We start from the raw sequence: 22,794 nt of genomic DNA, 5'->3' as shown, positions 1-22,794 counted from the left end.
CTCTCAGGTGACGGGGACCGGGACTGAACGGGTGTGGTCCAGCCGGCGCAGGGCGGGCATCGCGGCCAGCACGGCGGCCAGACCCAGCAGGAGCAGGCCGTCGAGGAACAGCACCAGGGCGATCCCCCGGCCCTCCCCCACGCCGACGATCAGGCCCGCGCTCCCCGCCAGCGCGCCGCCGGGCAGCAGCGCCGGGTTCAGCAGGTGCTCCGCCAGCGGCGCGGCCAGCAGGTAGCCGACCGGGACGGCGGCCGAGCCGAGCGTGTGCGCGGTGCCCATGGCCCGCCCCAGCAGGGCCGGCTCGACGCGGCTCTGCAGGACGGCGTGCGCGCAGCCGTTCACCACGGGCAGCGTGAACAGGAACCCGGCGGCGGCCAGCCCCACCAGGAGCGGGGAGGGGCTCAGGGTGTGCAGCACGAGGAAGACCCCGCCGAGCGCCATGAAGGCCGTCATCCCGGTGATCTTCCGGCGCGGCCCGCCCCAGGCGCCCATGAGGAGACCGCCGGCGAGCATGCCCGCGCCTCCGGCGAACATCAGCACGCCCAGGACCCCGGGGCCGGCGAAGGACAGGATCAGCGGCTGCACCAGCACCCCGGCGACGGCGAAGGTGAAGTTGAACCCGGTCAGCGCCGCCACCAGCGCCGTCAGCCCGGCCCGTGCGCGCAGGTGGCGCCACCCGGCGCCGAGATCCTCCAGCACGGCGGGCCTCTCGGTGACGGCGGCGTTGGGCCGCAGCACCGCCGCGGGCAGCCGGATCAGCAGCAGCGCCATCATCGCGACGCCGAACGTGCCGAGGTCGATCGCCACCACCCCCGCCGTCCCGACCGTGGCCAGGAGCGTGGCCCCGAGGACGGGCGCGGCGATCTGGACACCGGTGGACAGGTGCATGAGCCCGTTGGCGCGGCCCAGGTGCCGTTCGGGGATCAGCAGCGGGGTCATGGCCTGGTAGGCGGTGAGGTGGAAGACGCCGCAGGCGCCGCTGACGGCTCCCGCCAGCGCGACGTGCCACACGGCCAGCGACCCCGTCCAGATCAGCACGGCGAGGCCGGCCGTGGACAACGCCGCCAGGCAGTCGGTCACGATCATCACCGCGCGCCGGTCGAACCGGTCGACGACCACCCCGGCGAACGGCCCGATGAGGATGCCGGGGAGCATGCCGCAGAGCACGACCAGCGCGAACTGCGTCGGCGACTCGGTGGTCTGGTACACCCAGACGCCGAGCACGAAGGTGGTGAGGCTGGAGCCGACCGACGACAGCAGCGACGCCGTCCAGATGAGGGCGAACCTGACGACGTTCACGCGTGCACCGCCTCGGCCAGGCGGCCGGCGTAGCGCCGGATGAGGGCGCCGTCGGCGGGCGGGCACACGAGCCCGGCGCGGGCCAGGGCCCGCTCGGTGCGGCCGCAGTCGAAGACGGGCCGCCGGGGCTGCGGGGCCGGCACGTCCAGCACCGAGGCGAACGGCGCCATCGGGCTGTCCGCGCCCAGGCCGGCGGCGTGCGCCCGCCAGGTGTCCCACGGTACGAGGTCCGCGCCGAGCGCCTCGGCGATCTCCCGGTAGGAGATCGTCGCGCCGTTGAAGTAGTGGAAGTCGCCGGCCGTGTCCGGATCGGTGATCAGGTGGGCGATGCCCGCCGCGACGTGGTCCACGGGCGACAGGTCCTCCTCGAGCGGCAGGTCGGGCGCCATGTTCAGGCGGACGCACGTGGCCAGCAGACGGGCGAAGTAGTCGTCCGGGTTGCCCGCGCCGCTCCGGCTGTGCCCGCTGACGCGCGCCGGCCGGTGCACCACGACCGCCATCCCCTCGTCGCGGGCCAGGCGCACCAGCCGGTCGGCCACCCACTTGCTCTGGTCGTAGCCCGTCTCCAGGCCGGCCGGGTCGTCCGGGGCGGTCGTCTCGGTCACCACCCGGCCCCGGTGGGCCGAGCCGAGGAAGACGCCGAGGGTGGAGACGAAGTGCAGCCGGGCGCCGCCGAGCCCGGCCAGCCGCAGCGCTTCGACGGTGCCGCCGACGTTGACCGGCAGCATGCGGTGCAGGCTCTCGTAGAAGTTGACCTGCCCGCCGTTGTGGCAGATCACGTCCACGGCGCCGGCCAGCTCGGCGAACCGCTCCCGGTCCAGGCCGAACCGGGCCGCGGTCAGGTCGCCGGCCAGCCCGCGCACCCTGCCCGGCGAGGCGTCGAGCCCGTACGCGCGCAGGTTGCCCAGCACGCGCTCCTCCGCCTGGCGATCGCCGGAGGCCCGGACCAGGCAGATGATCTCGGCGCCGGTGCGGGCCAGCAGTTCGCCGACCAGGTGGGCGCCGAGGAAGCCGGTGGCGCCGGTCAGCAGGATGGCCCTGGTGCGCCGGGCCGGGCGCGCGGGTCTCGGCCGTACCGTGAGGTCGGACGGCAGGACGGCGAGCGAGGCGAGGTCCAGGTGCTCCGGCTCGCCGCCGCCGTGGTCCACGGCGGCGGCGAGCTCGGCCAGGTCGGCCGTCTCCAGGACCGCGCGCAGGGCCACGTCCGCGCCGAGCTCCCGCCTGATCTCGGCCACCACCCGGCCGGCGAGCAGCGAGTGCCCGCCCACCTCGAAGAAGTTGTCCGACCTGCGCACGTCGGGAACGCCGATGACCCGCCGCCACACCGCGGCGAGCGCCGCCTCGGTGGCGGTCGCGGGCGACTCCCCCGCGGGTCCCGGCAGGGGCGGCAGCGCCGCCTGGTCGACCTTGCCGTGGGCGGTGCGCGGGATGGCGGCGACCGGCACGAACGCGGACGGCACCAGGTATCCGGGCAGCCGTTCACGCAGGAAGGCGCGGAGCGCGGCCGGTGTCAGGTCCGTCGCGGCGTAGGCGACGAGGTGGTCGCCGGAGACGACGACGGCGCAGTCGGTGACGGCCGGATGCGCCCTGACGGCGTGCTCGACCTCGGCCGGCTCGATCCGGTGGCCCCGGATCTTCACCTGGCGGTCGCGCCGGCCCAGGAACTCGACCGCGCCGCCCGGCCGTACCCGGGCCAGGTCGCCCGTCCGGTACAGGCGCGCGCCCGGCGGCCCGTCGGGGTCGGGGACGAAGGCCGCCGCGGTCAGCGCCGGCTCACCGGCGTACCCGTCGGCGAGGCCCGCCCCGCCCAGGTGCAGCTCGCCCACGCCGCCCGCCGGCACCGCGTGGCCCGCCCGGTCCAGGACGCGGGCGCGCACGTGCGGCAGCGGCGTGCCGATCGGCACCCGGCCCAGGCCGCCGAGGTCGTCCGTGCCGTCGACGCGGTGGACGGTGGCGCAGACGGTGGCCTCGGTGGGGCCGTAGTGGTTGAACAGGGCGCACCTGCCGCGGGTCACGCGCTGCCAGGCGCGCGCGTCCTCGACCGGCACCTCCTCGCCGCCGACCATCATGATCTCGACGGGCCAGTCCTCGGGGACGCCGGTCGCGGCCAGGTCGGCGACCCAGCGCCGCCACAGCGCCACGGGCGCGTCGACGGCGGTGACGCCGTGTTCGGCGCAGAAGCGGACGAGCTCCGCGCCGTCCAGCCGGGCGGGCTCGGGGTGGATGACCAGGGCGCCGCCGGAGCTGAGCACGGGGAACAGGTCGCCGACGGAGGCGTCGAAGGTGAGCGGCGGCAGCATGAGCACCCGGTGCCGGGGCCCGAAGCCGTGCGCGTCGACGAACGAGCGGCTGAACTCCGCGACGGCGCCGTGCGACACCGTCACCCCCTTGGGCGTCCCGGTCGACCCGGAGGTGAAGATCACGTACGCCGGGTCTCCGGGCCGCGACGCCTCGGCGCCCCGGCCCGGCGGGGCCGCGGGGCCGGGGACCTCCAGCCTGGCCCCGTCGAACGCGTCCAGCCCGGCCGGCTCGCCGGGCCGGGCGACCACCGCGACCGCCCCCGCCCGCCGCAGCAGGCCGGCCAGGCGCGCGGGCGGGTGGGCGGGGTCCAGCGGCAGGTACGCGGCGCCGGCGAGCAGGACGCCGAGGATCGCGGCGATCCCGTCCGGTCCCGCGGGAAGGGCCACGCCGACCACCGGGCGGTCGTCGCGGGTGAACGGCTCCAGCCGCGCCGCCAGCTCGCGCGCCCGCGAGACCAGGTCGCCGTACGGGAGGCACTCCCCCTCTGTCAGGACGGCGGGCCGGTCCGGCGTCTGGCGGGCCCGGCGCACGACCAGGTCGGCGACGCTCTCCCACGCCCCGGTCGCGGCGGCGGGCCGGGCAGCGCGCCCGGTCCCGTCGTGAGACCCGTCCGGGCCGCCGGCCCGCGTGGTCCCGTCGTCGAACGGGACGCCGCTCACCGGCAGGCCGGGGTCGCCGGCGACGGCCTCGATCGCGACGGTCAGGTGGCCGGCCAGGGCCGCCACGGTCTCCGCGTCGAACAGGTCCGTCGCGTAGTCGAGGTACAGCTCCACGTCGTCGCCCACGGTGACGAACAGGGTGAGGTCGAAGCGGGCCTCGAGGGCGGCCAGATCCCACTGCTCGATCAGCAGGTCGCCGGCCGTCCGCCGGGGACTTTCCAGATGGTCCATGACGAGCATGACCTGGAAGAGCGGGTTGTGGCTGAGGTCGCGGCGGCCTCCGGCCAGCTCCACCACCTCGTCGAACGGGGTGGTGCCGTGCATGATCGCCTCGGCCACGGTGCGCCGGCACCGCCGGAGCAGCTCGGCCACGGTGGGGTCGCCGCCGAGGTCCAGCCGCAGCGCGACGGTGTTGGCGAACATGCCGACGGTCTGCCCGAACTCCCGCCCCGCGCGGCCGTCCATCGGGCTGCCGACCACGACGTCCCGCTGGTCGGCGTACCTGCCCAGGGTGGCTCCGAGCGCCGCCAGCACCATGGCGAACACCGTCGTCCTGGTGCCGCGCGCGCTCTCCATCAGGGCGTCGCGCAGTTGCGGGGACAGTCTCCACCGATGGCGGGCGCCGCGCCCGCTCGGCGCGGCGGGGCGCGGCCGGTCGGTCGGCAGGCCCAGCAGGGAGGGCGCGCCGGCCAGCCGGGAGCGCCAGTAGTCACGGGAGGCGCGGGCGCGCCCCGGACCGGCCTGACCCAGCTTGGCGACGTAGGCGGAGAACGGGACGGCGGGCGCCTCGGGTCCGTCCGTCCCGGCCAGCATGGCGTACAGCTCGCCGAAGAGGATCTGCAGCGAACGCCCGTCGCAGACGGCGTGGTGCAGGCAGAGGACGAGCACGTGGTCGTCCGGGGCCAGCCGGACGAGCAGCGCCCGCAGGAGCGGTGCCCGCCCCAGGTCGAACGGCCTGGCCACGAACGCGTCGCACACCGCGCGCGCCTCGGCCTCGCCGCGGACCTCGGCGACCTCCAGGTCCACGCGGGCCTCGTCGTCCACGATCTGGACCGGGCGGCCGTCCCCGCCGTCGGCCAGCCGGGTGCGCAGCGCCTCGTGCCGGGCGGCCAGGCGGTTCAGCGCCGCGGCGAGACGGCCGGGGTCGAGCGGGCCGCGCAGCCGGTGCCCGTCCCTCACCTGGTAGCCGGACGCGCCGGCCTCGTGCAGGAACCAGAGCCGTTCCTGGGCGGGTGTCAGCGGGAAGCCGGGGGCGGTCACGGCTTGGCCACCAGGTTGCGCAGATGGCCCGGCACCTGCTCGCCGAACAGGTCCCGGTACGCGGCCAGGTGCGCCTCCTCGAAGATCAGGAACGGCAGGTCGGTCGGCACCATGTGCCTGATCACCAGCATCGGCACCGGGCTCCGCAGCGGGCGGAAGTCGGGGTTCCACAGCCCGGCCTTGTCCGGCGGCCCGTCGTGGAACTCGCCGATCATCAGGCCGTGGGCCACGTAGGCGTCCTTGAGCTCGCGCTGGGCGGCGTCGACCACCTCCCGGGCGTCGCGCATGCCGGGCAGCAGGACGAGGATCGTCGCCGAGTGGGAGCCGGGCCTCCCCCGGGGCGCGAGGTCGAGGAACCAGTCGCGGTAGGGCGCCAGCAGGCCGCTCAGCGACTCGACGGAGTGGCCGCCGCCCGGCCGGACGGCCAGCCGGAAGGCCGAGCGGTCCAGCGACGTCTGCGCGTACGGGCACACCGGGCCCACCCGGCCCAGGTCCGGATGCGGCCGGCACAGGTAGGCGCGCGCCCACGCGACGACGGCCAGCAGGTCGGCCCGGTGCTCGCCGACGAAGGGGTGGGGGGCGGGGTCCTGCTCCAGGTCGACCGGGTCGAACAGGACGAGGGCGTCGTCGTGCGGATGTGTGATCATCGGGGGTTCCTCCGGTGGCGCCGCCCCAGCGCGGCGAGCAGGCCGGCGATACCCAGGCCGGCACCGGTCGCGGCCAGTGCGGCGGCCACCCGGTCCTGGCGCCGGGCGCGGCGCAGCGCCTCGCCGTAGGGCACGGTGGTGTGCGAGACGAGCGTGTACAGCGGCACCCAGGTGCCGGGGAACGCCTTGTGCAGCAGCAGGTCCAGCCGCTTCCTGGCCAGGCGTACGGGAGAGCGCATGCCGTCGCGCAGTTCCAGGAAGTTCTGCGCGGACAGCTCGGCCAGCACGTCGGTGTGCGGTTTGCGGGCGCGCTCGTAGGCCGCGAAGGCGGCCTCCCGGTCGTGCGGGTGCCGGGCCAGCATGCCGTCGAGGACCAGGCAGTCCTCGAAGGAGGCGTTCATGCCCTGGCCGTAGAAGGGGTAGACGGCGTGGGCGGCGTCGCCGACGAGGACCGCCTTGTCCCGGTGGTGCCACGGCGCGGTGCGCACGGTCGTGAGGTGGCTCATCGGCGCGGCGTCCGCCTGCTCGTCCAGGTCGGGCACCAGCTCCGCCAGGTGCGGGAACGCCTCGGACACGGGGTCCGGCGGCTCGTCGCGGGGCAGGAAGAGCGTGCAGGTCAGGCTGTTGTCGATGTTGGGGTGGGCCACGCCGAGGCCGCGCTCGCCCGGCCAGATGTGCAGCGCCTCCAGCGGCACCGCGGGCGCGCCGTCGGACAGGGGGTGGATGGTGATCTCCTTGTACCCCCATTCGAGGTACTCGCGGCTGAAGGCGGCCGGCAGGCCGCGCTGCATCTCGGTCCTGACGATCGAGGACGCGCCGTCGGCACCGACCACGAAGTCCGCGGCGAGCTCGTCGCCGTCCGCCAGGGTGACGCGGGCGCGGTCCCGGTCGACGGCCACGCACCGGGAGTCGAAGCGCAGCCGCACGCCGGGCTGCTTCTCCGCGTGCTCGACCAGCAGGCGGGCCAGCGCCTCCCGGCTGATGGAGTGCAGGATCTGGGACGGGTCCTTGCCGTAGGGGTGGACCGACGACCTGCCGCCGGCGGTGTGCACCATGCGCCCGCGCATCGGCACGGACAGCCGGCGCGCCTCCTCCCACAGGCCGACCTCGCGCAGGGCGGCGATGGCCCGCGCCGACATGCCGAGGTTGATGGACCGGCCGCCGTGGTGGCGGGTGGCGCGCGGGTCGGGGCGGCCTTCGACCAGGTCGACCCGGTGTCCGCGCCGGGCGATCAGGCTCGCGAGCAGCGGGCCGGCCAGGCCCGCTCCCACGATGACGGCCTCGGGGCTCGCGGTGGGCTCCACGGTGGGCTCCATGTCCGCGTCACCTCCCGCCGCGCGCGCTCAGGGGGCGCATGTCGGTCCACACCGTCTCGATGTGCGCCAGGCACTCCTCACGGGTCCCGGCGAAGCCGCCGGCCCGCCAGCCGGGCGGCAGCTCGCGGCCCGCGGGCCAGATGGAGTACTGCTCCTCGTGGTTGACCACCACCAGCACGTCACTCACAGGGTCTCCTCAAGAGCGCGCCGATCGATCTTTCCGTTGGGGGTGAGCGGCAGGGCGTCCAGAGGGACCACCCTGGTCGGGACCATGTACGAGGGAAGGACCTCGGCCAGCCGGCCGCGCAGGTCCGGGCAGTCGCCGACGACGAACGCCACCAGGGCGTCGCCGGACACCGCCGCCACGGACTGCCCCACGCCGGGCAGGGCGTCCATGGCGGCCTCCACCTCGCCGAGCTCGACCCGGTAGCCGCGCACCTTCACCTGGGTGTCGGCCCGGCGCAGGAACTCCAGCCCGGCGCCGGTGCGCCGCACCACGTCGCCGGTCAGGTACAACCTGCTTCCTGGCTCGCCGTACGGGTCGGGGACGAAGCGTTCGGCGGTCAGGGCGGGGCGGCCGAGGTAGCCGCTGGCCACGCCCACGCCGCCGATGGCGAGCTCGCCCTGGGTCACCTCGTTCAGCCGGTCGTCCACGACGTGCACGCTCGCGCCGTGCAGCGGGTCGCCGATCGAGATCGTCTCCGGTTCCGGCGGCACCTCCCACGAGGTGGCCCAGACGGCCGCCTCGGTCGGGCCGTACATGTTGACGAGCCGTCCGACCCTGGGCCGCAGTTCCCTGGCCAGGGCCGCGGGCAGCGCCTCGCCGCCGATCAGCGCGGTCAGCCGCGGGTCGCGGAACCCGGCGTACAGCAGGACCCGCCAGCCCGACGGGGTCGCCTGCATGTGGGTGACGCCCTCCCGCTCGATCAGCGCGGCGAGCCGTTTGCCGAGGATCGCGGCCTTGGGGTCGAGCAGGACGAGCCGGCCCCCGGTCACGAGCGGCAGGTAGAGCTCGGGCACGGACATGTCGAAGGTGAGCGAGGCGGCCGAGAGCCAGACGTCGTCCTCCGAAGAGCCGGTCAGGGCGCGCATCCCGGTGAGCAGGTTGGCCAGCGCCCGGTGCGGCACGACGACCCCCTTGGGGCGGCCGGTCGAGCCCGAGGTGTAGATCACGTACGCCGGGGCGGCGGGGTCCGGAGGGACGGCGGGGAAGGGCGGGGCCGGGGGGTGCTCCTCGTCCAGCCGTACCACCGGGACCGCGGTGGTGACGGGGTCGCCGTCGGTCAGCAGCAGGTGCGCGCCCGAGTCCGTCAGGACGAGTTCGACGCGGGCCGCCGGGTGGCCGGGGTCGAGCGGCAGGTAGGCGGCGCCGGTCCGCAGGACGGCGAGCATCGCGGTGACGCAGGCCGCCGACTTGGCGGCGCAGATCCCCACGAGGGCGCCGGGGCCCGCGCCGGCCGCGGCGAGCCGGGCGGCCAGCCGGTCCGCGGCGGCGTCCAGCTCGGCGTAGGTCAGGCGCTCGGCGCCGGCGACGATCGCGACCCGGTCAGGGGTGCTCGCCGCCTGGCGCCGGAATAACTGCACCACGTTTGGGAGCGCTCCCAATACAGGCATGGCTCAACTCCGAAGGTAGCGGTCAGACGTTCAGCAGTTCTTCGACGGCCTCGGCGGCCGCCCGCAGCCCGGGCCGCGCGGCCAGCGCGTACGGGGCCACCCGCTCGCCGTAGCCGTCGTCGCTCAGGGCGGCGCGCAGCAGGGGGACGATCTCCTCCGGCGTCCAGCGCCGCTCGGGCAGCCAGGACCCGAGCTTGAGCCGGGCCAGGCGCATGCCGTTGTCAGAACGGTCGAAACCGTGCGCCAGCAGGACCTGCGGCACCCCCGCCGCCACGGCCCTGACGACGGTGCCGATGCCGCCGTGGTGCAGCACCGCCCGCGCCCGCCCCATGACCTGGTGGAAGGGCAGGTGCGGGAACCAGGAGATGCCCGGCGGCAGCGGGTCGGGCACCAGGTCCCGGTGTCTGGCCACGACCAGGGCGGGCACCCCCGCGGCCGCGCAGGCGGCCACGGCGGCCGGGTAGAACCGCTCGTGGATCATGCGGCCGGTGCCGCCCGTCACGATCACCGCGCCCTGGTCGAGCAGGCGCTCGGCCTCCGGCGGGACCGCGCCCTGGAAGGTGTCGTCGCCGTACGGGGCCCCGGTCAGGCGCGCCCGCGACGGCGCGGCGATCCCGGCCCGGTCGAACCACTCGGGCCAGAGGCCGAGGTGGAGCTGGGCCGAGGTGAACCAGGAGGCCCAGTCGTCGACCGGCGCCAGCCCGAGCGTCGCGCGCACGGCGTCGAGGCGGTCGCTCATGGTCTCCCGGTACATGTGCACGGCGGGACGCTCGGACATGTACTGCACCGGCGTCACCGCGACCCACGCGGTCGGCACGGCCAGCAGCTCGCCGGCGAAGAGCGTCGAGATCGCCGTGGTGTGGCGGCCCACGAACACCGTCTCCCCCGGCACGTGCCGGGTCTTGAGCACCTGGCACTCGAACCGGATCTGGTCGAACAGCCCGGTGGCGTCGTAGAACCGCCGCCAGCGTTGCATGCCGGCGCCGAGCAGCATCGGCGTGTCGGCCAGGTACCGCTCGTACTCACGCTCCGTGTCGATGGCCGTGAACTCCAGCCCTTCGCGCCGGGCCACTCCCTCGAAGGGGGCATGGGTGAGGATCTCCACCCGGTGCCCCCGCCCCCGCAGGATGCGTCCCAGGCCCACGAACGGCAGCACGTCGCCGTGCGTGCCGTGGGTGACCATGACGACGGTGGTCAAGAGCCCTCCCCGGCCGAGGCGCCGGCCCGGGAGCCCTCCTCGATCGCGCGCGCGGCCTCGGCGACCGTCAGCCCTTCGACGAAGAGCACCTCCACCGGCAGCTCGACCCGGAACTCGTCCTCCACCGTGGCCAGGAACTGGACCATCGCCAGCGACTGGCCGCCCAGCTCGAAGAAGTCCTGGTCTGGGGACGTGACCTCCACGCCGAGGATCTCGGACCACAACCGCATGACCTCGTTTTCGAGCACGCCGAGCACAGCCATGACACTTACTCCTCATAGTGCGGGAAGGACACCCGTCGTCCGGGCGAGAGAGGGACGAGAGAGGGAACCGTGCACCTCGATCGGCACCATCGCCTGCGAAGGGGTTCAGCATCGAGCTGTTCACGCTCTCCGATGACAAGATCACGGGAGCGCTCCCACAAGGAACGCTAGGCGCGAACTGACAGGCTAGTCAACCTTTTCATCGCCATCTTCGCTTCTGTTAGGACGACGGTTGGGAGCGCTCCCAGCAGCAGCGGCACCCGCGGACGGCCCTTCTGTGAGCCATGCTCACTTCTCAGGCAGGGCGCGGGTGAGGTCGATCCCCGTCACCGCCTGACGTGGTGAGGACGCCGGGGTGCGCGCCTCCCAGGCCCGCCAGAGCTCCGCGTACCGGCCGCCGGCGGCGACCAGCTCCGCGTGCCCGCCCTGCTCCACGATCCGGCCGTGCTCCAGGACGATCACCCGGTCGGCGGAGGCCGCCTGGGTCAGGCGGTGGGCGACGATCAGGGTGGTGCGCCCCCGGGTGGCCGCGGCGGCGGACTCCTCCAGGGTACGGGCGCCCAGGCTGCCCGCCTCCGCGGTGGCCTCGTCCAGGATGGCGATCGGGGGGTCCACGAGCATCAGGCGGGCGAGCGCGAGCTGCTGGACCTGGGCCGTGGTGAGCTCGTGACCGCCCTCGCCGACCACCGTGTCGAGGCCGCCGGGCAGGGCGGTCACCCACTCCAGGGCGCCGACGGCCGCCAGCGCGGCGGCGGCCTCCTCCGGCGAGGCGTCCGGCCGCGCCAGGCGCAGGTCCTCGATGAGCGGCCCGGCGAAGACGTGGACCTCCTGCGTGATGATCGCGACGTGCTCGCGCAGGCGGTCGGGGGCGAGCTCGACGCCTCCGACGCGTACGGCGCCGCTGCCGGGCGTCAGGATGCCCGCGGCGATCGCCGCGATGGTGGACTTGCCCGCGCCGGTCGATCCGACCAGCGCGACCCGCGACCCGGCGGCCAGGCTGATGGACACCCCGTGCAGCACCTCGGGCGAGCCGTCGTAGCTGAAGTGGACGTCGCTCAGCTCCAGCGAGGCGTCGCGGGGCCCGGCCGGGCGGGCGGTGGACGCGATCCGCGCGTGCCCGGCGCTCCGCGCCCGCGCGGCCGTCGACCGCCTGACCGGGCGGGCGGCCGGCTCAGCCCGGTCCGCGCCGGGATCGAGGTCGATGACGCCGACGAGCCTGGCCAGGCTCGCCCCCGCCGCCTGGATCTCGTCGAAGGTGAACAGCAGCATGCCGATCGGGTTGAACAGCCGGTGGAACAGGACCGCCGCCGCGGCGCTCTCCCCCACGGTCACGGACCCCTGACGGACCAGGAAGAAACCGGTCACCAGGATCGCGGCCAGGCCGAAGAACTCCGCCCGGTTGACCCTCCCGACGAACCGGGTGAACAGCGTGAAGACCGACACGCTGATGTCGTGCACCTCGCGGGAGGCGCCGCCGATGCGGTGCAGCCGCCGCCCCTCCAGCCGGTACGCCTGCACGGTGCGCACCCCCTGCATGCTCTCCACCAGCAGCTGCGAGTTGTCCGCGACCGCCCGGCGCTCCGCGGCGTACTTCGGCGCGGCCCTCGGCAGGTACCAGCGCAGCCCCAGGGCGTAGAGCGGGATCGCGACCGCGCCGGCCAGCCCGAGCCGCCAGTCGAGCCCCGCCATCGCGCCGACGCTGACCACGCCCAGCAGGAACGAGGAGATCATGGCGGGCACGACGGTGGAGGCCGCCTTGCCGATCGCGGCCGTGTCGGTGCTCACCCGCGACAGCAGGTCTCCCTTGCCGAACCGTTCCAAGGCCGTCACGGGCAGCGACAACGCCCGCGCCACCGTACGCTCCCGCAGGTCCGCCAGCATCTGCTCGCACACGCGGCTGACCAGGTACATGGCCGGACCGGTGGCCAGCCCGCCGATGAGCGCCCCGGCCAGGATCACCAGCGCGACGGGGACGATCGCCGACCCCGGAGCGCCCTCGTCGACCAGGTCGACGAGCGTGCCGAGCACGTACACGGGCACCACCGACGCGGCGGCGCCCACGGCGCCCACCAGCACGGCGAGCGTGGCCGCCACCCACCGCGCGCGCAGCTCCCGGCGCAGCCACGCCCACGTCCTGCGCGCGTCGGCGACCGGCAGCCTGTCACCCCCGCCCCCCGCGCCGGGGTCGGGCGACTTGTCGGAGGTCGTCATCGCAGCACCGCCCGGTTGTAGTCGTCGTCGGTGACGGCCAGCCCGGCGTGCGTCCCCTCGGCTGCGACCCGGCCGTCGTCGAGGACCACGACCCGGTCCGTCATGGCGAGCAGCGCCGGACTGCTGGTCACCACCACGGTGGTGAACTCCCCGGCGCGACGGAGGTCGCGCAGCCCTCGGGCGATCTCGTGCTCGGTCACCGCGTCGACGGCGGTGGTCGGGTCGTGCATCACGAGGATCGGCGGGCGCGCCGTCAGCGCGCGGGCCAGCGCCAGGCGCTGCCGCTGCCCGCCGGACAGGCCGGCGCCGCGCTCGGAGACCACGTGCGCGAGGCCGGCCGGGTGGGCGGAGACGACCTCACCGGCCGCCGAGGCCGCCAGCGCGGCCTCGTCCAGCGGCCCGCCGGCGGTGACGTTCTCCTCGACGGTCCCGGTGAACAGGTCCGTGAGGTGAGGTTCCACCAGCATCGCCGCGCGGGCGCCGGCCGGGTCGAGCCGCGCCAGCGGGGTGCCGCCGACGAGGACCTCGCCCTCGTACTCCTCCGGCGCCACCTGCCCGGCCAGCACCTTGACGAGCGCCTCCCCGTCGGCGGCGCGGTGCGTCACCACGCCGACGAACTCGCCGGGGCGCACGTGCAGGTCGACCCCGTCCAGCGGGCCGTACCGGAACCCCCGCAGCTCCAGGCCGGGAGGACCGGCGACCTCCTCCGTACCTTCGGGCAGCAGCGGCGGGGCGCCCAGCACCCCGGCGACGCGGTCGGCGGAGGCCCTGGCGTCGGCGACCCAGCTGGGCACGACGGCGAGCAGGCCGATGGGCTCCATCAGGAACTGCGCGAGCCCGATGACGGTGATGAGCTCGCCGACCGTGATCCGCCCGTTGAGGGCGAACCACCCGGCCAGGATCGCGACCCCGCACGCCAGCAGCGCGCCGCCGGAGGTGGAGGCGGCCAGGTACCAGCCCTGGGTGCGGGCCGCGCGCACGGCCGCCCGCAGGGAGCGCCCGCTGACCTCGTCGTAGCGGCGGGCCGCCGCCCGCTCCGCGCCGATGCCGCGCAGCGGGCGGGCCCCGCTGACCAGGTTGGCTGCCAGCGAGGTGGCCTCGCCGGCGAGTTCCTGCTGCTCGGCCACCCGCTTGGTGATGAGCGGGGTGGCCGCCTGCAGCACGAGGAGCACCACGGGCGTCCCGAGCAGCACGGCGAGCCCGAGCTGGAGGTCGATCACGAGCAGTGCGACGGCGCTCACCGTGGTCGCGGTGAGCGCGCCCGCGACGCGCGGTACGTGGTCGAGCAGGTAGGAGGTGTTGCCGGTGTCGTTGATGGCGACGGTGAGCAGGTCGCCGGCCCGCCGGTCGGTCCTGATGCCGCGCGGATGCATGATCTTGGACGCGACCTCGACGCGCAGGGTGTGCGCCTCGTCCGCGATGGCGATCATGAGCTGGCGGGCGCCGAAGCGGTAGCACATGGTCAGCGCCGTGAACAGCGCGGCCAGGGCCGCCACCCAGATCGCCAGCGCGCCGCCGTCGCCGGGGGCGATGGCCTGGTCGACGATCACCCCGATGAGGATCGGCACCAGCGACTCGCAGACCTGGTGCAGGCTGATCAGGGCGGTGCCGGCGCTCAGCCGCCGGCGGTTGCGGGTCAGCGCCCGCCACAGGACCCGCCGGCCGGTCATGGGCCGGGTCACCGCCCGGTGGCCGGGCTCTCGCGCGGGCCCTTCCGCCCCTGGGTCTGCCGCACGCCGTTCTCATCGGGGAAGGGGTTGTCGGACAACGTCTCTCCTGGTTGCGTGGGGACCAGCGGGGGTGCGGGCGTCGGGGAGCGGCCCGGCCCAGGATCTCATCAGCCTTAGCCGACGAGACGACCGGCTCCCGAATAAGGTTAGCCAAACCTTTCCAGACCTGACAGGCCGCCCGGCCCGCGCCGGCACGCCGGGATCACGAACACGTCAGCCTCGACTATTCGTGGAGCCAACCGGCACGGCAGGCAGGATACGCAGGAGAGGAAGGCGAGGGTTCATTCTCATGCTCTTCTCCAACGTCGTCTTAATCGTGGCAATGCGCCCTCTCACAATGGGGCGATGACCGACCCTCGACAGCCCCACCGCGAAGAGCCGTGGGGCCAGGCACAGCAGTCACCGCCGGGACCCGGCCGTCCGGAGAACGGGCCGCAGCCGAGACAGGGAGGCCCGCCGTCCGACGTCGACCGGCGACCCGGCTCCTACCAGAACCCGTACGCCGGGGAGGCCCCGCGCAACCCCCTCGCCCGGCAGGCGTGGGAAGAGCCGCGGAACCCGCCGCCCCGGCCCGACTCCCAGGTCTGGCCGGACCCGCGGCACCGGCAGGACCCCCGGCCCTGGCCGGACGAGCCGGACCCGCAGCCGTGGCCGGACCAGACAGACCCGCAGCCCTGGACCGACCAGCGCCATCCGCAAGCGTGGCCCGACCAGCCGCAGCCCTGGACCGACCAGCCGGGCCCGCAACCTTGGCCGGGCCCGCGGTCCTGGGCGGACCCGCGGGATTCGCGGCACTGGCAGGACCGGTTCGGGGTGGGCGCGGGTCCGCAGGACTTCGATCCGCGGCCGAGGCGCGGCACCGGCCTGGTCGTCGGGCTGTCCGTCGGCCTGGCCGTGGCGCTGCTGGGCGGGGGCGCGGTCGGCGTGGTCTCCTACGTCAACGCCACCGGCGCCGGATCCGCGCCCGCCGAGCCCCGTACCAAGCCCTCGCTCCCCACGTCGGCGCCCTGGCAGTCCGACGAGCCGGCGCAGGACCAGCCCACGGACGACGGGACGCCGGCCGCCGAGCCCACGGACTCACCGTCCGCCTCCGCCCGCCCCGAGGCGGGATCGGGGATCGCGCACACCGAGTTCGACGACTGGCGGTTCGAGTGGGAGGGCGTCCGGTTCTCGGCCAAGAAGGTCGGCGGCTGGACGTACGAGACGTGCGATCCGGTCGACGGCCGCGGCGTGCTGGCAGGGAACAAGTGCCGGCGGGCCATCCAGGTCGCCTACACGGCCTACCGGGGGCATCTCAAGGCGGTGCAGGTCGCGATGGCGTTCCCCTCGGAGAAGGCCGCCAAGGCCGCGGCCGCGCGGCTGGCGAAGCTGGACTCGTCCGCGGTGAACACGCGCCGGGACATGACCTTCCGCACGTTCGCGTACGGGCAGATCCTCACGCACCCGTCGAAGAACTATGTGGTCACCACGATCGTCACCACGGACAGGACGGCCGAGTCCAAGGCGCTGAAGTTCCACGCCTACCTGCACGCCAACGGCGTCGGCCATTTCCTGCTACGCGACCGGACGGTCACCACGTGACCGCCGGATAGTATCCGGCACCCCCGCGGGCCGCGTCACGCGAGCCCATCGGCCCCGTCCGCCTCCGGGGCCCGAGGCCGTCACGCTGGGGACATAAGGTGCCATTCGGCTCCAAGTCAGGTACAAGAGCCGTCCCACACCATGGCCCGTTGTGAGTGGAAAACGTAGGAAGAAGTGGATCGCTGCGGTCGCGGCGGTCATCATGGCGGTCACGATGCCGGCCCTGCCGGCCGCCGCCGACGAGGGGGCCGACGAACGCCCCGACATCCCGGTCGGCACCTGGCTCGCCGCCCGTACCCAGCCCGCCGTGCAGCTGACCAGCCTCACCTACACCGGCACGGTGGCCGTGCCGTCCAGCGTGCTCAACCAGGCCGCGTTCAACCGGCTCGTCCAGCAGGCCACGGACGCCGTCACCTCCGGCAAGATCTCCGCGGACGAGCGCAGCATCGCCAAGTGGATCTTCCAGCGGATCGCCGCCGACGTGGACACCTACCTGGGCGTGAGCGCCCCTGAGCGCACGGTCGAGGCCGAGGTCGGCGGCATGTGCACGGGCTGGTGGGTGACCCCCGACGGCTACATGGTCACCGGCGCGCACTGCGTCCAGCTCGGCGAGACGGAGCTCGCGCAGACGTTCGCCCGGCAGGCGCTCGCCAAGTTCAACCAGGAGGACGCCCAGGGGATCGTCAGCGGCCTGCAGGGCATCGAGACCGACGAGGAGATCCTCAAGCTCGCGCAGCAGATCTTCGTCACGTTCAACACGAACCACATGAAGATCCGCAACCTGCAGCAGAGCCTCACGGTGCTCCAGAGCCTGCCCGGCGGCGGCGTGGACAAGACCGCCAAGGCGGTCCCGGCCGAGCTGGTGTCGGTGGGCGAGAACTACCCCGGCAAGGACTTCGCGCTGCTCAAGGTCAACGGGCAGCAGAACCTGCCCACGGTGCCGCTCGGCAATGACGGCGACGTGCGGACCGGCGACACCCTCTACATCAGCGGCTTCCCCGGTCTGGTCACCAACACGGCGTTCTTCAGCCTGGAGTCGAGGCTGGAGCCCGCGCTGACCGAGGGCCCGTACAACGCCACGCGGGCCACGCAGACCGGCGTGCCGTACATCCAGACCCAGGCGCCCTCCTACCACGGCAACTCCGGCGGCCCGGTGTTCAGCAAGGACGGCAAGGTCATCGGCATGCTGATCGCCGGCACGGTCAGCGAAGGCGGCGAGGCGTCGGAGAACGAGAGCTTCGTCCTGCCGGTCAGCATCGTCAAGGAGAAGCTCGGCGAGAAGAACGTCAAGCCGGCCCAGGCCCTCACCACCACCCGGTACAACGAGGCGCTGAACGACTTCTTCCGGCACTACTACGAGGACGCGCTGCCCAAGTTCCGCGAGGTGCAGGCGCTGTTCCCGAACCACCCGTACGTGGCCAAGTACATCTCCGAGTCTCAGCAGGCGATCTCCGCGGGCAAGGACCAGTCGCCCAGGCCGATCCTCCTGTGGGTGCTGATCGGAGCCGGCGTGCTGGTCGCCCTGGTGATCGCGCTGATCCTGGTCAAGGTCCTGCGCGGCCGCAGGCGTCAGGGCCCGCCTTCCCCGGGACCGGGCGGCGGCTACGCCCCGGTGTCGCCGTACCCGATGCACCAGCTGCCCGCCGCCCCTGGCCAGCACCCGCCGCACGCCCCGTACGGGTCCTCCCCGCACCACGGCGCACCGTACGGCGCGGACCAGCCCGCGAGCGGCCACCCAGGCGCTCCCCACCCCGGCACTCCTCAGCACGGCGCTTCCCCGTACGGGAACAGCCAGTACGGGGGCGGCCAGTACGGGAGCAACGGTCAGTACGGAGGCAGCCAGTACGGAGGCGGCCAGTACGGAAGCAACGGTCAGTACGGAGGCCCCCACGGCGCCCCCGAACACGGCGGCGGCCCGTACGGACCCCCCGCGCCTCCGCAGAGCGGCCCTCAGCCGCCCTACGGGGACCGGACCCGCAATGTCCGCTTCGGCCAGTTCGCTCCCCCGCCCGACGAGCGGCCATGAGCTCACGCCCCCGCGATCCGGCCCACCCACCGTGGGCTGGATCGACTGGGCGTTGCCGGGGTCCTCATGTCCCCGATGGAGAGGGCAGGCCGGTCCGCGGACCGAACCGGCGCCGGTACTCCAACGGAGTGAGCCCGATCTTGCGACGCATCAGCGCACGCAGGTTGGCGGCGGTGCCCAGCCCGCTGTGCCGCGCGACGTTCTCGAAGCTCGACTCGCCCCGCTCGATCAGCCGGCACGCCAGGGCGAGCCGTTCCCCCGTGAGCCACGCCAGCGGCGTGGTGCCCAGCTGCGCCTGGAACCGGCGGTGCAGCGTCGCCGGGCTGACCGAGGCGTGCGCCGCGAGGCCGGTCACCGTGAGCGGGCCGTCCAGACGCTCCTGGGCCCAGGCGAGGACGGGTGCCAGGGACTCGTCCCGCAGCTCGGGCACCGGCCGCTCCACGAACTGCCGTTGCCCGCCGTCGCGGTGGGCGGCGAAGACGAGCCGGCGGCTCACCGCGTTGGCGACCTCCGCGCCGTGGTCGCGCCGGACGAGGTGCAGACCCAGGTCGAGCGCGGCCGCGCTGCCCGCGGCCGTGAGGATGTCGCCGTCGTCCACGAACAGCACGTCGGTTTCGAGCCGGACGGAGGGGAAGCGGGCCCGGAAGGCGTCCGCCCACTGCCAGTGCGCGGTGGCCCGGCGCCCGTCGAGGACCCCGGACTCGGCCAGGGTGAAGGCGCCGCTGCAGAAGCCGACCAGCCGCGCGCCGCGCGCGTGCGCCCGCCGGACGGCGTCGAGCACGGCGGTTCTGCGGGGCACCTCGACGTCGGGACGGTTCGGGACGATCAACGTGTCCGCCGTTTCGGCCGCCTCCAGGCCGGCGACGCCCGTGACGGTGAAGAACCCGTCCCTCATCAGCGTGCGCGGCTCGGGGGAGCACAGGCGGAAGTCGTAGAGATCGCGTCCGAGCTCGGGCCTGCGCAGGCCGAAGACCTCGGTCGCGCAGCCCAGCTCGAAGGGGTTGGAGTTCTCGTCCACGATCACGACGACCCGGTGCGGGCCCGCGGCGGGGGCAGCGTGCGAGGATCCTTGCGACATGTGCTATTCCTAGCACTCACGCCGGGTGTGCCGGGCGGACCAGGATGTGCGGCATGAGCAAGGAACCCATCGCCCTCGGCGACGCCCTGGCCTCCTTCGACGCCCTGTGGAGCCCTCGCGTCGTCACGCGCGTCAACGACTACGACGTACGCGTCGCCAAGGTCGAGGGCGAGCACATCTGGCACGTCCACGACGACACCGACGAGTTCTTCCTGGTGCTCCACGGAGAGCTGCGCATCTCCTTGCGCGAGCCCGGCGGGGAGCGCACGGTCCTGCTCCCCGAGGGCGCGGTGTTCACCGTCCCCCGCGGCACGGAGCACAAGCCGGCCGCTCCCGCCGGCGCCGAGATCCTCATGTTCGAGCCCACGGGGACCCCCTCGGTCGGCGACCGTCATGACGAGATCCCCGACCACGTCGACGCGACGACGGGGCACGCGCTCGGCTCCTGAGCGACGTCCCGCGAGCGGCCTCACCCCGCGCACCGTCTCCGAGAAGCGCCCCGGACTCCGTCGGCGTGACAGCACAGCCCACGGGGTAGGTCGTCGGCCATGCGAGCGCTGCGGCGGATCAGCAAGCTGGCCGAGGAGACCCCGGCGCACCGGGATCGCCAGGCCGATCTGCTGCGTGCGGTCGCCATCGTCACCGTGATCACGGGCCACTGGCTCGCCGTGTACGTGACGTACGACGGCGGTTTCCGGGGCGGCAGCGTGCTGGACGTGGCGCCGTGGACGCGGTGGCTGACCTGGCTGTTCCAGGTGATGCCGATCTTCTTCCTGGTCGGCGGGTTCGCCGGGGCGGCCTCGCTCGACGCCCACAGGGGCCGTGGCGGCACCGCCGTGAGCTGGGTGCTGGGCCGTACGGACCGGCTCGTCCGGCCGACCACCTGCCTGCTCGCCGTGCTCGCCGCGGGTGCCGTGACGGCGCGGGCGGCGGGGGTCGATCCCGGGCTGATCGGCACCGCCGTCTGGCTGGCGGCGATCCCGCTCTGGTTCCTCGTCGCCTACCTGGCGGTGGTGTCGCTCACCCCGTTCATGTACGGCCTGCACCGCAGGTACGGGCTGTACGTGCCGCTCCTGCTGACCGTGCTCGTCGGCGTGGGTGACGCGGCCCGGCTGTCCACGGGGGTCAGCCAAGCCGGGTACGCGAGCTACCTGCTGGCCTGGCTGGCCGTCTACCAGCTCGGGTTCTCCTGGCAGGACGGGCGGCTGACGGCCTGGCGGGGCACGGGGCCGGCGCTGGCCCTGGGCGGGTTCGCCGCCCTGGTGGCGCTGACGGTGGCCGGGCCCTATCCGATCAGCATGGTGGCGGCCGCGGGCGAGGAGATGCAGAACACCGCCCCGCCCACCCTGGCCCTGATGGCGCTGGCCGCCGCCCAGACCGGGCTGGCCCTGTGGGTGCGCGAGCCGGCCAACCGGTGGCTGCGGCGCTCTGGCCCGTGGACCGTCGTGGTGGCCGTCAACTCCGTCATCATGACGGCGTTCCTGTGGCACATGACGGCCGCGCTCCTCGGCGTGCTGGCGCTGTATCCGACGGGCGTGCTGCCGGAGCCGCCGCCGGGCTCGCCGGCCTGGCTGGCGTGGCGGGTGCCGTGGCTGCTCGTGCTGGCCCTGTTCCTGGCGGCCCTGGTGGCGGTGTTCGGGCCGGTGGAGCAGCGCGCCGGCCCGCGGCCCGATCCGCGCCGCTCGCCGGTCGTGCCGGCCTGCGCCGGGATGGCGGGCGTGCTGGCGGGCCTGCTCGCCGCCGCCGTGGGCGGCCCCGGCGACCACGGTCTCACCGGCCTGCCGGTCCCGGCCCTGGCGGCCTATTTCGCGGGCGCGGCGATCCTCCGTTACGCCCGATCCCACTGAGGCGTTCCCAGCTCGCCTAGCTTGAGCTGCACAAACACACTTATCGCAGCTTTAAGTAACCGTATGCATCCTTGTGGTAGTACACACCTTCGGGGAGGAACAAGGATGACCACTGGACCAGACGGATTCGACGCCGCTCAGAGTGCGAAGAAGGAGTCGCCCCGGCGCCGCTTCCCCCGATCCCTGCTGCTCGCCGCCGCCACCGGCCTCGTCGTCGTCACGGGCGGCGGCGTCGCCACCGCGGCCGTGCTCTCGACCCCGCCGTCCGCCACTCCCACCCCCACTGCCACCAGCAGCGCGACCCCGTCGGACACGCCGTCCGAGGACCGGTCCGGCGAGAAGGCCGACAGGAAGGACCGCCGCGGCTGGGGCGGCCCGCCCATGGGCTTCGGCCTCCACGGCGAGTTCGTGGTGCCCGGCGAGGACGGCACGTACCTGACCCTCGCCACCCAGTACGGCGAGGTCACGGCCGTCGGCCAGGACTCGGTCACGGTCAAGAGCGAGGACGGCTACACCAGGGACTACGCGGTCAACGCCGACACCAGGATCAACCGCGACGCGAAGATCGACGCGCTGAAGGCAGGCCAGAAGGTCGGCGTCAGGGCCACGGTGGAGGGCGGCACGGCCACCGCCGTCGCGATCCGTGACCTGACGGCGTTCGCCGAGCGCGGCCCCCACGGCCCGCACGACAAGGCCGAGAAGGGCGAGAAGCGCGGCCACCACGGCCACGACCACGGCCCCGACCACGGCCCCGACCAGGGCCCCGACCAGGCGCCGGCGACCCCCGCGCCGACGTCCTGACCACCGCCGGGCGCCCCGCTCACCCGCGGCGCGCCCGGCACAGCCCCCCCGGCTCAATGGACGTCGATCGGACGCGCCTTCCCCTCGAACGGGAAACGGGCCCGGAAGTCCTTCTCCGCCTCGGCGAGCGACATGAACCGCACCCCCTTGTGCCCGCGCATGTGCTGGATCAGCCGTTCCAGCATGAGCAGCACCTGCGGCCGGCCGCTCACGTCGGGGTGCAGCGTGATGGGGAAGACCGCGTAGTCGAGCTCGCGGTAGACCCAGTCGAACTGGTCGCGCCACTGCACCTCGAGATCGCGCGGGTTCACGAAGCCGTGGCTGTTCGGCGACCTCTTGATGAACATCATCGGCGGCAGGTCGTCGAGATACCAGTTCGCGGAGAACTCGACCAGGTCCACCTCCTCGCCGTGGACCAGCGGCTTCATCCAGGTGGAGGCGTCCTGGTCGTAGTCGATGCGCGTCCACTTCTCGCCGCGGCGGGCGTAGAAGGGCTGGAAGTCCCGGTACGACTGCGAATGGTCGTACGTGAACCCGTAGCGGAGCAGCAGGTCGATGGTGCGCTCCGACATCTCCCACCACGGCGCGACGTACCCGCTCGGCTTGACGCCGAGCAGCTTGTCGAGCAGCTCGACGCTGCGCGCGAGCACGTCCTCCTCCTGCTGGGCGGACATCGCGACCGGGTTCTCGTGCATGTAGCCGTGGGCGCCGACGTCATGCCCCGCCTCGACGATCTTCCCCATCTGCTCGGGGAACGACTCCAGCGAATGCCCTGGTACGAACCAGCTCGTCCTGATGCCTTCCCGGGCGAACAACCGCAGCAGCCGCGGCGTCCCCACCTCAGCCGCGAAGACGCCCCGCTGGATGTCGTTCGGCGAGTCCTGCCCGCCGTACGAGCCGATCCAGCCGGCCACGGCGTCCACATCTATGCCGAAACACACGTTGATGGCTTTCATTCCACGG

Annotated in this window: 17 protein-coding genes; 5 read left to right on the top strand and 12 right to left on the bottom strand. The window is 74.0% G+C overall.

Annotated elements, in window-relative coordinates; genetic code table 11:
• Positions 1–3: 3 nt before the first annotated feature.
• The 10 genes from ACQEUU_RS14175 to ACQEUU_RS14130 all read right to left on the bottom strand — a co-directional run bounded on the left by ACQEUU_RS14175 (position 4) and on the right by ACQEUU_RS14130 (position 14,438).
• Positions 4–1,299: an MFS transporter gene (locus tag ACQEUU_RS14175; protein ID WP_433065421.1), complete on the bottom strand. Its 1,296-nt coding sequence runs from the start codon at positions 1,297–1,299 to the stop codon at positions 4–6.
• Entirely contained in the window at positions 1,296–5,519 is a 4,224-nt protein-coding gene (locus ACQEUU_RS14170; RefSeq protein ID WP_433065419.1) for a non-ribosomal peptide synthetase, read from the bottom strand. The genes ACQEUU_RS14175 and ACQEUU_RS14170 overlap by 4 nt, the downstream gene beginning before the upstream one ends.
• Complete coding sequence (locus ACQEUU_RS14165) at positions 5,516–6,166, bottom strand: DUF6875 domain-containing protein (RefSeq protein WP_433065417.1); 651 nt, start codon at positions 6,164–6,166, stop codon at positions 5,516–5,518. Before ACQEUU_RS14165 ends, ACQEUU_RS14170 begins: the two co-directional genes overlap by 4 nt.
• A complete protein-coding gene (locus ACQEUU_RS14160) occupies positions 6,163–7,482 on the bottom strand; it encodes an FAD-dependent oxidoreductase (RefSeq protein WP_433065414.1) in 1,320 nt (439 codons plus the stop codon). The genes ACQEUU_RS14165 and ACQEUU_RS14160 overlap by 4 nt, the downstream gene beginning before the upstream one ends.
• Positions 7,483–7,489: 7 nt before the next feature.
• Complete coding sequence (locus tag ACQEUU_RS14155) at positions 7,490–7,669, bottom strand: MbtH family protein (protein WP_433065412.1); 180 nt, start codon at positions 7,667–7,669, stop codon at positions 7,490–7,492.
• Entirely contained in the window at positions 7,666–9,069 is a 1,404-nt protein-coding gene (locus ACQEUU_RS14150; RefSeq protein ID WP_433065410.1) for an amino acid adenylation domain-containing protein, read from the bottom strand. The genes ACQEUU_RS14155 and ACQEUU_RS14150 overlap by 4 nt, the downstream gene beginning before the upstream one ends.
• 49 nt (positions 9,070–9,118) lie before the next feature.
• Positions 9,119–10,294, bottom strand: coding sequence for a glycosyltransferase (locus ACQEUU_RS14145; protein ID WP_433065407.1), 1,176 nt, complete (start codon positions 10,292–10,294; stop codon positions 9,119–9,121).
• The gene (locus tag ACQEUU_RS14140; protein ID WP_433065404.1) at positions 10,291–10,557 is read right to left on the bottom strand and encodes a phosphopantetheine-binding protein; all 267 of its coding nucleotides are present in this window, start codon (positions 10,555–10,557) and stop codon (positions 10,291–10,293) included. Before ACQEUU_RS14140 ends, ACQEUU_RS14145 begins: the two co-directional genes overlap by 4 nt.
• A gap of 288 nt (positions 10,558–10,845) precedes the next feature.
• On the bottom strand, positions 10,846–12,768 hold the full coding sequence (locus ACQEUU_RS14135; protein WP_433065401.1) for an ABC transporter ATP-binding protein: 1,923 nt from the start codon (positions 12,766–12,768) through the stop codon (positions 10,846–10,848).
• Positions 12,765–14,438: an ABC transporter ATP-binding protein gene (locus tag ACQEUU_RS14130; RefSeq protein ID WP_433065398.1), complete on the bottom strand. Its 1,674-nt coding sequence runs from the start codon at positions 14,436–14,438 to the stop codon at positions 12,765–12,767. Before ACQEUU_RS14130 ends, ACQEUU_RS14135 begins: the two co-directional genes overlap by 4 nt.
• 405 nt (positions 14,439–14,843) lie before the next feature.
• Between ACQEUU_RS14130 and ACQEUU_RS14125 the strand changes: the two genes are divergently transcribed.
• Together ACQEUU_RS14125 and ACQEUU_RS14120 are read left to right on the top strand one after the other, a co-directional pair.
• Positions 14,844–16,079, top strand: coding sequence for a hypothetical protein (locus ACQEUU_RS14125; RefSeq protein WP_433065395.1), 1,236 nt, complete (start codon positions 14,844–14,846; stop codon positions 16,077–16,079).
• A gap of 151 nt (positions 16,080–16,230) precedes the next feature.
• Positions 16,231–18,105, top strand: coding sequence for a S1 family peptidase (locus ACQEUU_RS14120; protein ID WP_433065392.1), 1,875 nt, complete (start codon positions 16,231–16,233; stop codon positions 18,103–18,105).
• A gap of 64 nt (positions 18,106–18,169) precedes the next feature.
• On the opposite strand, the gene ACQEUU_RS14115 is transcribed toward ACQEUU_RS14120, so the two are convergent.
• Entirely contained in the window at positions 18,170–19,183 is a 1,014-nt protein-coding gene (locus ACQEUU_RS14115) for a GlxA family transcriptional regulator (RefSeq protein ID WP_433065389.1), read from the bottom strand.
• A 53-nt stretch (positions 19,184–19,236) separates the two neighbouring features.
• Here ACQEUU_RS14115 and ACQEUU_RS14110 point away from each other — a divergent pair, with 53 nt between their 5' ends.
• From ACQEUU_RS14110 to ACQEUU_RS14100, 3 genes are all read left to right on the top strand, one after another.
• Positions 19,237–19,632: a cupin domain-containing protein gene (locus ACQEUU_RS14110; protein WP_433065386.1), complete on the top strand. Its 396-nt coding sequence runs from the start codon at positions 19,237–19,239 to the stop codon at positions 19,630–19,632.
• Between the two features lie 99 nt (positions 19,633–19,731).
• Positions 19,732–21,030 carry an acyltransferase family protein gene (locus tag ACQEUU_RS14105; protein WP_433065383.1) on the top strand — a complete coding sequence of 433 codons (1,299 nt, stop codon included), beginning with the start codon at positions 19,732–19,734 and terminating at the stop codon, positions 21,028–21,030.
• A 105-nt stretch (positions 21,031–21,135) separates the two neighbouring features.
• On the top strand, positions 21,136–21,831 hold the full coding sequence (locus tag ACQEUU_RS14100) for a hypothetical protein (RefSeq protein ID WP_433065381.1): 696 nt from the start codon (positions 21,136–21,138) through the stop codon (positions 21,829–21,831).
• Positions 21,832–21,884: 53 nt separating this feature from the next.
• Here ACQEUU_RS14100 and ACQEUU_RS14095 read toward each other — a convergent pair whose 3' ends face one another.
• Positions 21,885–22,787 (bottom strand): polysaccharide deacetylase family protein, encoded by a 903-nt coding sequence (locus tag ACQEUU_RS14095; RefSeq protein WP_433065378.1) that lies wholly within the window; start codon positions 22,785–22,787, stop codon positions 21,885–21,887.
• Between the last annotated feature and the right edge of the window lie 7 nt (positions 22,788–22,794).

The sequence above is a fragment of the Nonomuraea sp. CA-218870 genome (assembly GCF_050936535.1).
Classification (GTDB): domain Bacteria; phylum Actinomycetota; class Actinomycetes; order Streptosporangiales; family Streptosporangiaceae; genus Nonomuraea; species Nonomuraea corallina.
This window is presented reverse-complemented; position numbering and strand designations above follow the sequence as displayed.

What these genes read in the sequence shown, in the direction of transcription:
- ACQEUU_RS14115 (WP_433065389.1), bottom strand. Translation starts at nt 19,183, where the DNA reads ATGTCGCAAGGATCCTCGCACGCTGCCCCCGCCGCGGGCCCGCACCGG.
- ACQEUU_RS14160 (WP_433065414.1), bottom strand. Translation starts at nt 7,482, where the DNA reads ATGGAGCCCACCGTGGAGCCCACCGCGAGCCCCGAGGCCGTCATCGTG.
- ACQEUU_RS14135 (WP_433065401.1), bottom strand. Translation starts at nt 12,768, where the DNA reads ATGACGACCTCCGACAAGTCGCCCGACCCCGGCGCGGGGGGCGGGGGT.
- ACQEUU_RS14105 (WP_433065383.1), top strand. Translation starts at nt 19,732, where the DNA reads ATGCGAGCGCTGCGGCGGATCAGCAAGCTGGCCGAGGAGACCCCGGCG.
- ACQEUU_RS14125 (WP_433065395.1), top strand. Translation starts at nt 14,844, where the DNA reads ATGACCGACCCTCGACAGCCCCACCGCGAAGAGCCGTGGGGCCAGGCA.
- ACQEUU_RS14165 (WP_433065417.1), bottom strand. Translation starts at nt 6,166, where the DNA reads ATGATCACACATCCGCACGACGACGCCCTCGTCCTGTTCGACCCGGTC.
- ACQEUU_RS14110 (WP_433065386.1), top strand. Translation starts at nt 19,237, where the DNA reads ATGAGCAAGGAACCCATCGCCCTCGGCGACGCCCTGGCCTCCTTCGAC.
- ACQEUU_RS14130 (WP_433065398.1), bottom strand. Translation starts at nt 14,438, where the DNA reads ATGACCGGCCGGCGGGTCCTGTGGCGGGCGCTGACCCGCAACCGCCGG.
- ACQEUU_RS14140 (WP_433065404.1), bottom strand. Translation starts at nt 10,557, where the DNA reads ATGGCTGTGCTCGGCGTGCTCGAAAACGAGGTCATGCGGTTGTGGTCC.
- ACQEUU_RS14095 (WP_433065378.1), bottom strand. Translation starts at nt 22,787, where the DNA reads ATGAAAGCCATCAACGTGTGTTTCGGCATAGATGTGGACGCCGTGGCC.
- ACQEUU_RS14100 (WP_433065381.1), top strand. Translation starts at nt 21,136, where the DNA reads ATGACCACTGGACCAGACGGATTCGACGCCGCTCAGAGTGCGAAGAAG.